Genomic DNA, 14,898 nt, shown 5'->3' with positions numbered 1-14,898 from the left:
TTGGAACTGGAGAGATGCCCTGCTTTAGAGAGTCTCTTTCGTGGAAGGTACGCCTGTCACACGCGGATCGTGACGGGTGGCCTGATCCATCGCGCGGGCCAAGCCTTTGAAGAGAGCCTCAGCCATGTGGTGGGCGTCCTTTCCGTACTGGATTTCCATGTGGAGCGTGGAGAGCAGCGCGCTGGAGAATCCGCGCATGAACTCCTCCACCAACTGGAAGTGGAAGCCGATGCCGATGGTGTCCACCCGCTCAGGAGCGCGGAAGACCAGCAGCGGACGGCCGCTCAGGTCGGTGGCCACTTGGGCCAGGGTTTCGTCCATGGGCAGAAGGCACCAGCCGTACCGGGTGATGCCTCTTTTGTCTCCGAGCGCTTCCTTGAACGCATTGCCCAAAACGATGCCGGTGTCTTCCACCGTGTGGTGAAAGTCCACCTCGATATCCCCCACGGCGTCCACGGTCAGGTCGAAGAGGCCATGCTTGGCAAACAGGGTCAGCATGTGATCAAGGAAAGGAACCCCGGTCTTGATGCTGGAGGCTCCCGTCCCGTCAACGTTGAGGGTCAGCCGGATGTCGGTTTCGGCGGTCTTGCGGTGTTGCTGGGAGGTGCGTGTTGCGCTCATGAAATGGACTCCCAATAACCGCCACGCGGGCGCAGGAGTCAACCCTCAGCTCCTGAGGTGACGGGACAGAAAAAAGCCCGCTGGCCGGTTCTCGGCACAGCGGGCTTGAAGGGATGTCGCGGTCCCGTGGGATCACGGGAACCGCTGGGTGAAGGTCAGTCCACCTTCTTTTTCTTGCCGAGGAAGATCACGGCGAGGAGCACCACGAGCACACCACCTCCCACGATGGGGATGTACGGCCCGAGCTTCTCCATCATGCTTTCCGGCTCTGCTGCAGAAGGAGCGGCGGCGGCAGAAGCGGCAGGCTTGGCGGCCTCTTCCTTCTTCTTCTCTGCTTCTTTCTTCTTCTTGGCCAGCTCCTCCTGCTTCTTCTTCATGGCCTCTTCCATCGGATTGCCGACTGCACCTTCCGCGGTTTTGGCTTTTTCATTGTCATCTTCCGGAACCGCTGCGACCGCGCCGCTGGTTTTGGCTTTGGCCTGCTTCTGGGACTCGATGACAGCCGCCTTCACCTGCTTGTCCACCGCAGCGTAGGCCAGCTTGTTGTACACCTGGCCCTTGGCGATGCGGGAAAGGGTGTTTTGAGCCTCGGTGGCATTGCCATCGGCAATGTACCGAATGGCGGCGGTGAGCACTTCATTCTCAGCCTGCAAAGCAGCCAGATTCAGAGCCTTGAGATCTGCGCGCTCCTTGATCACGGCTGCCATCGCGTCCTGGAGGGACTTGAGGTCATACTTGTAGGTGTCGCGCCACTTGGTCTTGTTCTTGAGCTGGGCGTCAGCCAGCGTCTTGTAGTTGGCTTTCTCCTGTTCAATGGCGCTCTTGCTGAGTTGCTGGTCGGAGCCGCTGAGCAGCTTGAGCCCGTCTTCACGCTGTTTGTTGATGATCGGCTGCTCAACGATCAGGCCGGAGAGCTGCTTTTCATACTTGTCCAGAATTTCCAGCGCCTCAGTGATGGAGGCCACATACTGAAGGGAGGCCGGGTACTGGGTGCGAAGGGAGTCAAAGGCGCGCAGGGCGGTCAGGTAGCGGCTGTCCACGTTTTCCCCGGCAGCCTTGTTCATCTGCTGACGCAGACGGAAGGCTTCGATGTTGTAGGCGTCGCGCTTGGCGGTCTCCGAGTCCAGCCAGCGGCCTTCCACTTTCACTTCACCCTTTTGCACACGAGCTTTTTCCTCGCCGAGGGTGACGATGATCTTCTCCACCTCGGTGGTTTCCGGTGTGCCGGGGTGCTTGGCGGTGAAGGTGCGCAGTCTGTCCTGAATGATGGCTTCATACTCCGCAGCGCTCAGCAGATCCGGCGTCGGCAGGATCTTGGCCAGACCGCGTTCTTCCATCTCGATCATGGCGGCACTCTGGCGGACGTGCTCTTTGATATCCGCCTTGTTGAGGACCTTCTTGTCCTTGATCTTCGGGGTGAGATTGTACTCGATCGTGACCGTCGAGGCGTCTTCCGTGATCAAGGGGCCTTGATAACGTTCACCGGATTTCATGGTGATGATATCCGCGTGGGCCAGTTGAAGCGTAAGGAGGCCAGCAGCGGCGAATACGGGGAGGCGAAGTCGATATCGGGCAATCATGTTTGATGAAGCAGAATCAATTTTCTTGGAAAACATCTTCTAAGATTAGGGAGTTTGCAGATTTGAGTAAAGTTTTTTGCCGCGACGGCCCTTCGCCTGCGAACAATTTCCAAGGGCAGCCACTTTTCCCTGCAAAGCCCCGAATCCCCGCTAATCTGCCACCGTGATCGCCCTCGCCACAGCCAGTCAAAAAGGAGGAGTGGGAAAAACCACCATCTGCATCAATTTGGGCCATGCCCTCGCCCGGCGTGGATGGAACATCCTGCTCGTGGATACCGATCCCCAAGGGGGTATTGGCCTGTCTCTCAGCAAGAGCACCCGCAAGAAGAAGGGGTTCTATGACTATCTGGTGAAAGGGGGAGAAATCCGCCCCTTCATCCTGCCCACGCGCCTGCCCGAGTTCAGCATTCTGCCCTGCGGTCAGCCGGAAGAGTTCCTGCGCCGTCATGATCTGAGCGGGTCCGAGCAACGACTGCGCGACCTGCTCAAGCAGGCAGAACTGATTGGGTATGATTGTGTCATCCTCGACACCGCGGCTGGGCTCACCGGCCTGAGTGAGGTGGCGGTACGAGTCTCAGACTGGGTGGTGATCCCCCAACAGGCGGAGCCTCTGGCCATCCGCAGTGTCCCGCTCCTGCTGGAGACGTTGGCCCGCTTCCGCGCGGAGGGCGCTCCGGTGCGCTTTGCCGGACTTCTTCTGACGATGTTGATGGAGTCCCAGCCCGCCAGTGCGAAGGTGGCCAAGGAACTGCGGCAGATGCTGCCGGCCCAGCTGCTTTTCACCCAGGCCATCCCGCGTGACCCCCTCTTCCTTGAGGCCAGTGCCCTCGGACTTCCCCTTTCCCTTCTCCGCAAGAACCCACCCCCTTCAGCGCTGCTCTTTGACCAGCTCGCCGCCGAGCTGGAAGAACGCATCGGCCTGCAGCAATCCAAAGACCAAGTAGAAAGCCATGCAAGTCTCCTGGATTGACGAAGACGAACTCCGTGCCCTGACGAGCCAGTTGCAGGGTGCTTTCCCTGAACCCAAGGCTGAGGCTCCGGTCGGAGCTGCATTCCCTGAGGTGAATGAGGCGGTGATCGCGAGCCTGCTGGAAGGCGGTCCGCTGCCCTCGTCGGCCTCGTTCGCGAGGCCTGCGCCAACTGCTCCGGTCCCCATTCCGGTTGCAGATGCGTCCACTGCCCTTGTCCCTGCTGCAATTCCGGTAGTGACGCAGCCTCCCGTTGCGGAGGTCGCTGTGGTGGCCACTCTGGCCGTCGCCCCGCAGATGCACGTCTCCGTCATCACCCCGGCTCCAGAGCCGGTTGGCACGGTTCCAGACGACAGTCACCGACCTGAGGTGGCCCATATTCGTGACCGGCTCAAAGCCATCCGCGACCGGGCTCAGGCTGCAGGACTACTGCCCCCTGCCCCTGATGTGCCGCCGGTGCCGGTGGCCGAGGAGGCCCCGGCTGCGCCTGTATGGGCAGCCGCCGAGGAACAGCCCAGACTGACACCAGATTTTTCATCGCTGGCTCAAGCAGTGGCTTCCATCTCGGAGTCAGACGTGAATCCACCTGCCCTGCATCTGCCCGAAGACGGCACGATGGCGGAGCGCCTGGAAGGTTACACGCACTGGGCAGCGCGGCTCACCCGTGCTGAGCAGATCATTCTCATGGACGACTATGGGGATCTCCTCTGGGGGAACCCGGAGAGCAATGACCTGATCCTCACTGCAATGCTGGCGCTGAATGCGTCCAGCCGGTCGCGCATCCCCGGTACGCCTGCCTTTCTGCGATCACAGCTTGGGCAGAATCGGGAACTCCACGCCCTGCCCACATCCACCCGCTTCGGTACAGTGACCCTGGCCTTGATCAACCCAGCCGAGATCAGTGTGGCGACGACCGGGCTGCTTCAGGATGGATTGGTCAGGAGCATTGAGGGCAGCGTTGCGTCGGCGCATGGTTGATGAGTGGCACGGTTTGCTTCCGATATCGAAGGCTCTGGTGCGTCCACGTCAGGGATAGAGTCCGCACCTGGGCGCGCAGCGCTTTTGGGGAAGAGCGGCAAGCATTGCCGCTCTCGGGAGGCCTCGGTTGGGGGTAGAAACCTAGCCTTTAAGCTTCCAGGCTCGCGGTCAGTAAAAGGAGAGAAGGACATTCCTGTCCCGGTCGGATGCGCGCCAACCCTGACGTCGTAGAGCCCATTGCACTAAAACGCCCAACACACGCCATCTCTCCGCTGCGACGGCCGGTTGAGACAATCGGACTACGCCCGCAGCGACAGCTGAAAGTACTACCAGTCCCGTAGACAGGACTGGCACTACCTTTTGCAGCCTCACCGAGTCCAAGTCTTGAGAAGTTCCGGCAGAATCACGTCAGCCGAGCCTTGAATGACCTCAAACCCCTCCACCTTCCGCTTGGCATCCAGATCCACGTAGTATTTGAGCGCTTCATCGTGAGCCACTGAGCAGAGCCCGGCGGCGGGATAGACCTTGAGGGAGGTGCCGACCACCAGCACGCGACCGGCGTCTGCCAGTTCATCAGCAGCGGTGTCGATGAGTTTCACTTCCTCTCCGAACCACACGATGTGCGGACGAAGCTGGCTGCCTTTCTCACAATGATCCCCGAGAGCGATAGGTTTCGCCCCGATTTCATAGACCAGTGATTCGTCTTCGGTGCTCCGGGCTTTGGACAGTTCTCCATGCAGGTGAATCACCTTCGTCGAGCCAGCACGCTCGTGGAGATCGTCCACGTTCTGAGTGATGACGACGACTTCGAACTCCCTCTCCAAAGCTGCGATGGCCAGATGACCAGCGTTGGGCGTAGCGTCGGCTGCTTTGGCGCGGCGCTCGTTATAGAACTCCAGCACGACTTGCGGTTGCTTCTTCCAGGCATTGGGCGAGGCGACATCTTCAAAGCGATAGGTACGCCAGAGGCCGTTGTTGTCCCGGAAGGTAGAAAGGCCGCTGGGCGCGCTGAGCCCGGCACCACTGACGACGACGACTTTATCTTTCTTGATGGTTGTGCTTGGGGAGTTCACTTTTCAGGTGGGTTTTTTAACAATGCTGAGACGCCGCCATCTGAGACAGATTTGCCATGCGCAACGACGGTCAACCCGTCATTAGGCATGGCACTGCTCTCTACGTTGATTGGGCGCTGGAGGATCCAAGGCGGTTCACCCGCCTGTTTTCCATCGACAAACGAGGGTCGGGCATCACGCTCCAGGCGTGACCACCTCTTCGACCATCTTCCAGGTGTAGTCGTACTCACCCTGGAACATGTCCCACTCCTCTGTGCTCACGGTCTCAAAACTGGGAGCATGAAAATCTTTCTGGCTGAAGCGGGCCTTGTTCATCTCACGGCTGAAGTATTTCAACCAGGCGAGGTCCGGGTGGTAGAGCTGCCCTCGCATCTTGAGCACGTGGGACTGGGGGAATCCCTCCAGATCGAAAGTGGTGATCTCCGCGTTATCGGGAACTTCGACGTAATGCTCAATGGTGACCTTGATCGTCTTCATGGGAGTGGTCGAGGGTGCAGCTTAAATGACGGCAGTTATGTCGATTCGAAAACATGCCGTTAACGCCTTGGATTTGAGCACGATTTTCTCGGGATGCGAGGAAAAAGGTGATCATAGCATAGGAACAACCCCTATTTTGACCTTCCCCTACCCTAATTTTTTTGCGGAGAAAGCCCTATAAACTTCCGCGACAGAATCCCCATTTTGCTTCCATTGGCCCGGTTGTCTCTCCACCTACAACGATGTGATGGGCAACGTATTATAGGGAAAATTGGTATTCTTCCGCCCTCAGACAGGCCTTTAGCGAGAATGAAGGTGCGTTCATTCTTCCGGGTCGGAAAAATCGCCTCTGCAAAATTCTACTAGCTTCTAAGAGGAAAAATCACACTCGGAGCGATCTCCCGTCGAATATCTGGAAAAAATTCTAGAAAATCGCTCTGAAATTCATGGTAGTGAGTCTCAAGCACGGCCATTGCCGGGCAGAGGTCCACCGGTCGCCTGAGTCGTCTGCCCATGCGATCCAGCACCTGGGCCAGTTCGTTGACGTTGCCGTACTGGCTCATCCAGCCGTGATCGCGGATCTGGTCGAGCCGCTCGGTTGCCAATGGCGGGAGCGTCTTCCGCCAAGGTTCGACCGAGCGGAAGAAATCGTCCAGGAACTGCGGCAACGCCATCTGGCAGTAGCTGTCCCAGTGCGTCGTCAGAAAGTGATCGTAGAAGAGGTCAGCGAAGACCTTCCCGAAGCGCCGCAGCGGAGGATCAAACCGTCTCGCGCTCCGGGTGACCACGGGATGGGCATCCGCGTAGGCATCGATGAGCCGGTGCTGGTGGACTCCAGCGAGCATCTCGTCTGGCAGCGCGATCAAGTCGCTACCCCGCACCAGATCCGGGAGCAGGTTTCCGATGCGGAATGCTCCGCCCCGGTCAGACAAGACGAGGTGCGCCAGCCAGTTCACGGGGTGTTCTTTTTTTCAAATGCGCCCTGGCCAGCATCATGTTGCAGGCGGGGCGCAGTGGTCAGCCGTCAGAGCTTGTGGCCCATCTTGGTCCGCTTGGTTTCCAGATAGCGGGCGTTGTGCTCGTTGGGCTCCAGTTTGATGGGAATCTGCTCGACGATGTGGAGCTTGTGCCCTTCCAGACCAACGACCTTTTTCGGGTTGTTGGTCATGAGGCGGATGTTGCGCACGCCGAGATCGAAGAGAATCTGTGCGCCCAAACCGTAGTCGCGCAGGTCCATGGCGAAGCCGAGCTTCTCATTGGCTTCGACGGTATCGAGCCCCTCCTCCTGCAGCTTGTAGGCGTGAATCTTGGCGGCGAGTCCGATGCCCCGGCCCTCCTGACGCATGTAGAGGAGGACGCCGCGGCCTTCTTGCTCAATTCGCTTCAGAGCGGTGTGGAGTTGTCCGCCGCAGTCGCAGCGCCGGGAGCCGAAGACATCGCCCGTCAGGCACTCGCTGTGCACGCGCACGAGCACGGGCTCTCCGTCATCGATCTGGCCTTTGACCAGCGCGAGATGGTTCTCCCCGTCCAGCTTGCTCTTGTAGAGGTGGAGGTCGAAGTCGCCGTAGTCGGTGGGCATCTTGATGACCTGTTCCCGCTCGACCAGCTTTTCGCGTTCCTGCCGATAGCGGATCAGGCTCTCGATGGTGCAGACTTTGAGGCCGTGCTGGCGTCCAAACTCCAGCAACTGCGGGAGCCGGGCCATTGTGCCATCGTCGTTCAGGATCTCGCAGATCACGCCGGTGGGCTCGAGTCCGGCCATCCTGGCCAGATCGACTGCCGCCTCCGTGTGCCCGGCACGACGCAGAACGCCGCCATTCTTGGCAATGAGGGGGAACACGTGCCCTGGCTGGACGAGGTCGGTCTCCTTGCTCTGGAGATTGGCCAGCACGGAGATGGTGTGCGCCCGGTCCTGGGCACTGATGCCCGTGCTCACGCCGTGAGCGGCGTCCACGCTGACGGTGAAGTTGGTGGAGAACGGATCCTGGTTGCGCTTCACCATGGCGCTGAGCCCCAGACGCTGGGCGTACTCCTCGGTGACGGGCACGCAGATCAGGCCGCGGCCGTATCTCGCCATGAAGTTCACCGTCTCTGCGGTGGCAAGTTCCGCAGCGCAGATGAGGTCCCCTTCGTTTTCGCGATCCGCGTCGTCCGTGACGATCACCATCTTTCCAGCCCGGATATCGGCAAGTGCAGCTTCAATGGGTGCGAAAGGAGAGTCATCTGGCATGGGACGGAGACGTTCAATTGGTCTGTTGCAGGGTTCAAGTACTTCTTCGCCTGTGACCCGCCTTTCGTTGCAACAAACTGAGGCTCCGCTCAGAACTGGAAATAGAGGAACTCGCTCGACTTCACCATGCGTAGAAGGCTGATGGCCAGCCCGGCAGAGATGAGCAGCGACCAGGCAAGCGAGGGACGCCAGAAGAGCCGCTGCGTCCAAGCCTGGCCGGTGGGCGCCGCCTGCCGCATGAGCTCCTGGCTGTTGGGCAGATACTTCACCACCACCAGCAGAGCGGCCAGACTGAGCCACTGGCTGATGCCCCGAAAAATGAGCCAAGGAGAGTCTGTATGGGCCGAAACGGGCAGCCAGCCCAGACCCAGCCGATGGAGGAACCCGACGTAGGACTGCGGAAGCTCCACCCCGTTCAAGCCGGTCATGGCCTTAAGCATCTCCCCGGCGCGGGTCAGAGAGTCGGACCGGAAGACCACCCAGGTGGCGATGATGAAGAAGAAGGTGGCCAGCCAGCCAGCCTCCCGCTGCCACCAGGATGGAGCCGACGACTCCCCCCCTGCCCCCTCCGACCGGCGGAAGCCCCAAAGATGCGCGACAACGAGGGCGGCCCCATGCAGGCCACCCCAGACGATGAAGCTCCATCCTGCCCCGTGCCAGAAACCGCCGATCAGCATGGTGAGCATGAGATTGGTGTACCGTCGGGTCGGCCCCAGGCGGTTGCCACCCAAGGGGATGTAAACGTAGTCTCTGAGCAGCTGGGACAGGGTCATGTGCCAGCGACGCCAGAAGTCCACGATGGAGGTCGCTTTGTAGGGGGAGTCGAAGTTGAAGGGGATCCGAAGCCCAAACATCCAGCCGAGTCCGATGGCCATGTCTGAGTAGCCGGAGAAATCAAAGTAGAGCTGGAAGGTGTAGGCCAGAGCCGCTGTCCAGGCATCCAGGAACGTCAAAGAAGTGCCTGGTACGGCATCGAACACTCCCCCCACCCATTGCCCCACCCCATCTGCGATGCCCACCTTCTTGAAGAGGCCGATGACAAACCACGTCAGCCCCAGTGAAAGCTCGGCGCTGCGCAGCCCCTGCATCGGGTGCTGGTCGAACTGGGCAAGGAACTTACGGGGATGCAGAATGGGACCCGCGATGAGGTGCGGGAAAAAGGAAACCACCAGTGCAAAGATGCCCGGGCGCCGCTCTGCGGGAAAGCCGCGGTACACATCCACGGCGAAGGCCACGAGCTGAAACGTGAAGAAGGAAACTCCGAGGGGCAGCGCAGCGGGAACGTGAAACATCTCCACCCACCGGGGCAGCGGCAGGTTCTCCAAGATGAAGCCGGCATACTTGTACCAGCCCAGGACCAGGAGGTTCGCGGTAACAGCGGAGCCCAGCCACCACTTCCGGGCCGGGCCGCGGGCAGAGGCGATCCCGCGGCAGAGGAAATAGTTGGCCATCACCACCGTGCCCAGCAGCAGGACATGCGGCGCATGCCAGCCGGAGTAGAAGACCAGCGAGCAGACAAGGAGCCAGTGCAGCGCGATCTGGCGGCTCAGATACCGGCTCGCCAGATGCCAGCCCACCAGCGCAATCGGGAGGAAGATGAGAAGAAACTGGAAAGAGTTGAAGAGCATGGGGTCCAGTCAGCCTGATGGCGTGGGTGTCAGATCAACCGTTGGGGAACCTCACCGGGGCACCTCGCTCCAGCGTTGCCGGAGACGTGCGAGATGGCCGGGCAGCATGGCAAAATCCAGCCGCACCCCGCAAGCAGGATCGGGCCCTGCGGGATCCAGCAGGACTCGATCAAGAACGAGGTCCCCCCAGCCTCTGGGTGAAGTGCGAGGACTCCAGATAGAGGGGCAACGTATTGTGAGGATGGCTCTTCATCTCCTCCATCAGTGCGGCGGGTGACATGCCAGCGGCTTCCGCCAGAGCAAAGTCCCAGATGACGGGCATCGGACGGCCCAACCTTCGCGAGCCCGCATGAGCTTGCCGGAGCAGTTCAGACCGCCAGGCCACCACGGTGTCCATGTTCTCCTCTTCAATGCAGCGCTGCCACAGCAGGTCATGCGTTGGAGAGATGACATAGGTTATTTCCACGTCATGTTTGGCGGCCAGATCGAAGATGTGCTGCAGATGTTCCCACTGGCGTCCGACGCTGAGACGGCCGGAGAACGGGATGAGACCGAGGCTGAAGTTCGCCTCCCAGCTCCAGCCCGGGTTGTCGCGATGTTTTTCCTGTAACCGCCGCCAGCAGTCCTGATTGTCGAGCTGACCATCGGGCAACTGGACGTTGTCGCATCCGTTGGTGAACAGAGTCTTGAGTCCAGTGGAAGTGACCGCCCAGGACAGCAGGGCTAAATGGAGGCGAGCCGCTGCCTGGGAGTCACGGGCCCCGTCTTCAAATTGGTCCAGCCACCGATCACGAACAGCGGGCTGGAACCCTGGCGGCGTTTCTTTGCTGGCGTAGTCCAGCATGATGAGGGCGTTCTTCACGGGAGCGACAGCCACTGCGTGCTCAAAGTGCTTGGCCAACACCTCCAGTGAGGCCCCGGCGACACCGAAATTGTACACCGGCTGCCGGGGCCAGCCAGGATGTTGCGGGGAGAGTCCGATGTCCGCGCGGGAGGAGCCTAGAATGACTGTCTGCGGTTGCTGGCGGATCACTGCACAGGCTTTGGCGAAGCGCTCCTGGCTGTGGAGGAAAGGTTGCCGGTCATTGATGCCCTTCAGCACAGGCGGATCAAAGACGTTGTAGGGATTCATCACCCAATTGAACGCTGCCGCGACCGTCAGCACCAGCAAGGTGGTGGCCACCAGGCAGAGGAGGTATTTCCGCGTGGAAAACATGGATTCCCGAACCAGGGGCAATGGCTGCCGGGCGGGCATTTCCGGTGCTGGTTTTGGGAGTGGTTTCAACTGCTGCATGGCGCAACCCTGAGGCCCCAGATTGGACGTTTTTTTGCATGCAGCAAGATAAATTTTCTGAGATGTCTGTAAGCAGAAGAAAATAAGGCGGTTGGGAAAACCCAACCGCCTCGAAGCGATTCTACGCGATGTGGCGCGATCAGATGATGTTTGACTGACCGCGGTATTTGTCGTGCCACTCGGCGTACACCTTTGGTGAGATCTCGGAGGGCTTAATTTCACTGCGACCGCCCCAGAAGACGTTCGTGTACAGCACGGGAATACCGATGCTCTCCAGATGGCGGTCGATGGCGGCCTTGTGCTCCAGCACACGCGCTTTGTCCGTGCCGTGAACCACGCCCATGATGTTGGCATTGGCGAAACGGGGTCCGCCTTCACGCCAGTAGGCATGCGTCATGATGTGGTGACGCCCCACCTCGCTGCCGGCACGCTGCTGCATGCCCTCTGGCACACGCCAGTGGAAGAGCGCGTTAAACTTCGTCACGCGCACGCCGGTTTGAGAAGGCTTCACATGTTCCAGGAAGGTGGAGAACCGGCCGAGAATGCCCTTGCGGTCAAAGCCCTCTGCCACTTCGCAAAAGCGGTCCACGCTCACGCCCGCCTCTGCCGCACGAGCCACCCAGGGCTCTGGGACGATCTCCTCAGGTGTCAGGTCGCGCTTCATGGCCACGAGGACATCCCATTCCTCTTTGTCCAGATCCACGATGTCCGGGGTGATCATTTCCGCGGGCTCATCGGACTTGTCGCCGATCTCCATCGTCTTGCGACGCACGTGGCCCACTCCCAGGGCGAAGATTCCCTTGGGCTGCATGATGATGTACTCCTCCGCGCCCAGCAGACGCATCAGCGCATCAGCATGCTCTGAGATCTCCCTGCCTTGCGGCACTTTGATAGTCGTCCAGAGTTTGAAGTCGGAGCCACTCACTTCGCGGTCGGTGGAGCGCAACACCACGTGACCGCTGAAGGGGTCTTCCTTCACCATGAAGTCGAAAGCGGCATCGATCTTGTCGCCGGGAATCTTCCAGGCCACCAGGCCGCCGTCCGCCAGCTTGTTGGCCAGCAGGGTCTGGCGCACGCGGCGGATCACACCAGCACGGAGCATGGCCTGAATGCGCTCAAGCACGGTCTCCAGGGGGAGCCCGGAACGCTCGGCCACAAAGTGGAAGGGATGCCGGTGGAAGCCTTTGATCTGGTCCTCAGAGACCTCGAGAATCTTCGCGTTGATCGAATCGGTGTGCTCAGTGGGAAGAGGTTCGGCAATCATGAAAGTCATGCGTGGGGTGGGAAAGCGGCAGAACTTAAAATACGTCGGCTCAGAGGCGTTTCTGGACTTTAAGCGGGAAAGACCGGTCGAAATTTGCGCCCCCCTGCCCTTCTTCGGTCGCTTTTTAGAGCATCTGGTCCAGGAAAGTCTCGGGCACAAAGGGCTCGAAGTCATCCATGTGCTCGCCCGTGCCGACGAATCGGGCCGGAATGCCCAGCTCCTGCTGGATGGCGACGAGCACGCCGCCCTTCCCGCTGCCGTCGAGCTTGGTGACAATTACTCCGGTGAGCGGGACGGTCTTGTTGAACTCCTTGGCCTGCTGGAGGGCGTTTCCTCCTGTGGTGGCATCGACCACGAGCAGCACTTCATGAGGCGCGGTTGGGTCTTTCTTGCCCAGGGTGCGTTGCACCTTGCGCAGCTCCTCCATGAGGTTGTGCCGGGTGTGCAGACGTCCGGCGGTATCGCAGATGAGGAAGTCCGCCTTGCGTGCGATGGCGGAGCTGTAGGCGTCAAAACACACGGCGCTGGGATCCCCGTTCGGAGGTCCCTTGATGATGGGAACATCCACGCGCTTGGCCCAGACTTCGAGCTGCTCCACCGCGGCGGCGCGGAAGGTGTCGGCAGCTGCCAGCACGAGGCTGTGCCCCTGCTTCTTCAGCAGGTTGGCGAGCTTGGCCGTGGAGGTGGTCTTGCCCGTGCCGTTCACGCCGACGATGAGCAGGACCTTGGGCTTGTCGCCAAAGGGTTTCACCGGGGCGACGGTCGCTGGCAGGATCTTGCGGATGTGCTTCTTGGTCACCTCCACAATGTCCTGGTCATGAAGCTTGCGGGCCTGCTCTTTCAGGTCGTCCACAATCTGCACGGACAGCTTGGCCCCGAGATCTCCGGCGATGAGCTGTGCCTCAAGGTCATCCCAGTCAATGTCCGCCTTGGTGAAGCGCTGGATGAGTTTTTTAAAGAATCCGGCCACGGAGCGGGTAGGAGGAAAATGGGGATTACGGTTGGGGGGCGGACGGGGCCTGACGCCCCGGGATCCGCTTGGCGATCTTGTCCAGCACGCCGTTCACAAACGCACAAGTCTGGGTATCGCCGAAGACCTTGGAGATCTCCACGGCCTCATTGATCACGACCGGCACCGGCACCTCGGTGTGGAGCATTTCATAAACCGCGAGGCGGAGGATGTTGCGATCCACCACGCCGAGGCGCTCAAAGCGGAAGTTTTCCAGGGTGGCGGCGATGCAGTCGTCGATCTGCGCCTGATGGGTCTTGATGCCGGTCACCAGAGACTCGGCATGGGCCCGGATGTCCTGGGAGGCGCTGTGCAGCGTCCAGAACGCCGCACGATCTGTGTCTTCCACCTTGCCATGCACATCGTGCGCAAAAAGGAACTGCATTGCCGCCTGGCGGCCTTCGCGTCGTTTACCGATGGCCATGAGCGTTATTTGGAGGACTGGGAAAAAGGGAATGTGAGGCGGAGTTTTTCAAAGAGCTGGACCATGTTTACGGCCACGCGACCGGCTTCGGTGCCGCGGTTCAGGCGGTCGCCAAAGCAGCGCACCTTGGCCTGCTCCTCATTGTCGAGCAGCAGCACCTCATGGACGATGGGGGTGCAATGCGCCACGGCCATGCGCTGGAGGGCATCGGTCACGGAGGCACCGACGAGGTCGCCGTGCTCCGTCTCGCCGCGGAGGATCACGCCCAGGGCGATGACCGCGTCCGGCTCAGTGTTGCGGAGCACAAACTCAGCGCAAACCGGGATCTCAAAGGCACCCGGCACGCGATAGGTCATGACCTGGGCCTGGGGCAGCAATTCATCGAGTTCCTCGCGCACCGAATCAAGGAGGGCCTGGACGTAGGTCTCGTTGTAGAGGCTGGCCACGATGGCAATGTTCGCCCGGCTGGTCGAAACCTGGGGGCGTGAGGGTGCGTCTTGGGACATGGGGCGGGAGATTTAATGTCGGATGAGCAAAGATTCAACAAATTGTATGCTCCCAACGCTCTCAGGGTGACATGGCCCCGGTTTCTGCGAGCAAAACCTGGAACTTCAGGCCGCGCATGGGGGCTCCGCAGTTGTGAAAACGGACGCCCCGGTACACGTAGTCCTGCAACGCGAGATGCGTGTGCCCAAAGTAAACCGTGTCCGTACCGCTCTCGGGCCCCTGCCCCACCTCCCCGAGGTAGCCCAGCAGCCGACGCGCCACCAGTCGCTTCGGGAAGATCAGGTTGGCCCCGGCGCGGTGCAGACGGAGGCGGATGGCCCCGCCATAGAGGAGATTCATGGCCCGACCCCGGGTGCGATGGTGGGCGGTCCGGCTGCGGGAGCGAATGAGCTTGGCCTCCGTGCAACGGGGATTGGCCGAATCGCCATGGAGGAAAACCGTGTTGGCCACCCGGAAGAGGTAGGTTTCCACGACCAGTTGCGGTGACTCCCCGGCCAGGACCTCCAGCCTCTCCCGGAGGGCGGGGTGGTCATCGTGGTTCCCCAGGAGCATGACGAAGGTGTGGGCCGGGTGCGTGTGCATCAGCGCCTGGAGCCACTGGGTCGCCGCTTCCGCCGTGGCTTGGGCTGAGCCGTGGATGGACCACTTGAAGTCGAAGACGTCCCCTCCCAAGACCACCAGTGAACTTTCGCGAATGCGCTCATGCAGCAGGGGCATCCATTGTTCTGCGAGGCTACGCTGGGAGAACAGGTGAAGGTCGGAGACAAAGCAAATCTTCATGAAAAGGGGGCGCCAGGCGGCTTGGGGTAGGGTCTCAGTCCCGCCGGAGGTCCCATGCGTTCAAT

Annotated in this window: 15 protein-coding genes; 2 read left to right on the top strand and 13 right to left on the bottom strand. The window is 60.5% G+C overall.

From position 1 onward, the window contains the following. Positions 1 to 24: 24 nt before the first annotated feature. Both hisB and BV034_RS16510 read right to left on the bottom strand, forming a co-directional pair. Positions 25 to 621, bottom strand: a complete 597-nt coding sequence (gene hisB / locus BV034_RS16515) for an imidazoleglycerol-phosphate dehydratase HisB (RefSeq protein WP_050028104.1) — start codon at positions 619 to 621, stop codon at positions 25 to 27. A 155-nt stretch (positions 622 to 776) separates the two neighbouring features. Beyond that, positions 777 to 2,201, bottom strand: a complete 1,425-nt coding sequence (locus tag BV034_RS16510; RefSeq protein ID WP_265593087.1) for a PTPDL family protein — start codon at positions 2,199 to 2,201, stop codon at positions 777 to 779. Between the two features lie 163 nt (positions 2,202 to 2,364). Here BV034_RS16510 and BV034_RS16505 point away from each other — a divergent pair, with 163 nt between their 5' ends. Next, positions 2,365 to 3,171, top strand: coding sequence for a ParA family protein (locus BV034_RS16505; RefSeq protein WP_050028102.1), 807 nt, complete (start codon positions 2,365 to 2,367; stop codon positions 3,169 to 3,171). Continuing rightward, positions 3,152 to 4,147, top strand: a complete 996-nt coding sequence (locus BV034_RS16500; protein ID WP_050028101.1) for a hypothetical protein — start codon at positions 3,152 to 3,154, stop codon at positions 4,145 to 4,147. Before BV034_RS16505 ends, BV034_RS16500 begins: the two co-directional genes overlap by 20 nt. Before the next feature lie 368 nt (positions 4,148 to 4,515). On the opposite strand, the gene BV034_RS16495 is transcribed toward BV034_RS16500, so the two are convergent. The 11 genes from BV034_RS16495 to BV034_RS16445 form a co-directional block, all read right to left on the bottom strand. Beyond that, complete coding sequence (locus BV034_RS16495) at positions 4,516 to 5,220, bottom strand: Sir2 family NAD-dependent protein deacetylase (RefSeq protein WP_050028100.1); 705 nt, start codon at positions 5,218 to 5,220, stop codon at positions 4,516 to 4,518. A gap of 174 nt (positions 5,221 to 5,394) precedes the next feature. Beyond that, entirely contained in the window at positions 5,395 to 5,697 is a 303-nt protein-coding gene (locus BV034_RS16490; protein WP_038169012.1) for a hypothetical protein, read from the bottom strand. Between the two features lie 362 nt (positions 5,698 to 6,059). Then, positions 6,060 to 6,653 carry an ACP phosphodiesterase gene (locus tag BV034_RS16485; RefSeq protein ID WP_050028099.1) on the bottom strand — a complete coding sequence of 198 codons (594 nt, stop codon included), beginning with the start codon at positions 6,651 to 6,653 and terminating at the stop codon, positions 6,060 to 6,062. A 68-nt stretch (positions 6,654 to 6,721) separates the two neighbouring features. Continuing rightward, positions 6,722 to 7,927, bottom strand: coding sequence for a bifunctional 3,4-dihydroxy-2-butanone-4-phosphate synthase/GTP cyclohydrolase II (locus tag BV034_RS16480; RefSeq protein ID WP_050028098.1), 1,206 nt, complete (start codon positions 7,925 to 7,927; stop codon positions 6,722 to 6,724). Between the two features lie 89 nt (positions 7,928 to 8,016). After that, positions 8,017 to 9,555, bottom strand: coding sequence for an MBOAT family O-acyltransferase (locus tag BV034_RS16475; protein WP_050028097.1), 1,539 nt, complete (start codon positions 9,553 to 9,555; stop codon positions 8,017 to 8,019). Between the two features lie 169 nt (positions 9,556 to 9,724). Then, a complete protein-coding gene (locus tag BV034_RS16470; RefSeq protein WP_050028096.1) occupies positions 9,725 to 10,771 on the bottom strand; it encodes a hypothetical protein in 1,047 nt (348 codons plus the stop codon). A 217-nt stretch (positions 10,772 to 10,988) separates the two neighbouring features. After that, positions 10,989 to 12,113: an Lrp/AsnC family transcriptional regulator gene (locus BV034_RS16465; RefSeq protein WP_050028114.1), complete on the bottom strand. Its 1,125-nt coding sequence runs from the start codon at positions 12,111 to 12,113 to the stop codon at positions 10,989 to 10,991. 124 nt (positions 12,114 to 12,237) lie between these two features. Then, the gene (gene ftsY, locus BV034_RS16460; protein WP_050028095.1) at positions 12,238 to 13,083 is read right to left on the bottom strand and encodes a signal recognition particle-docking protein FtsY; all 846 of its coding nucleotides are present in this window, start codon (positions 13,081 to 13,083) and stop codon (positions 12,238 to 12,240) included. A gap of 25 nt (positions 13,084 to 13,108) precedes the next feature. After that, positions 13,109 to 13,546 carry a transcription antitermination factor NusB gene (nusB, locus tag BV034_RS16455; protein ID WP_050028094.1) on the bottom strand — a complete coding sequence of 146 codons (438 nt, stop codon included), beginning with the start codon at positions 13,544 to 13,546 and terminating at the stop codon, positions 13,109 to 13,111. A 5-nt stretch (positions 13,547 to 13,551) separates the two neighbouring features. Beyond that, a complete protein-coding gene (gene ribH, locus BV034_RS16450) occupies positions 13,552 to 14,052 on the bottom strand; it encodes a 6,7-dimethyl-8-ribityllumazine synthase (protein WP_038169019.1) in 501 nt (166 codons plus the stop codon). 61 nt (positions 14,053 to 14,113) lie between these two features. After that, a complete protein-coding gene (locus tag BV034_RS16445) occupies positions 14,114 to 14,833 on the bottom strand; it encodes a metallophosphoesterase (protein ID WP_050028093.1) in 720 nt (239 codons plus the stop codon). Between the last annotated feature and the right edge of the window lie 65 nt (positions 14,834 to 14,898).

Origin of the sequence: Verrucomicrobium sp. BvORR034 (assembly GCF_000739635.1) — a bacterium.
Lineage (GTDB): Bacteria > Verrucomicrobiota > Verrucomicrobiia > Verrucomicrobiales > Verrucomicrobiaceae > Verrucomicrobium.
Note: the sequence above shows the minus strand (reverse complement) of the source record. Positions and strands in the feature narration are given on the sequence as shown.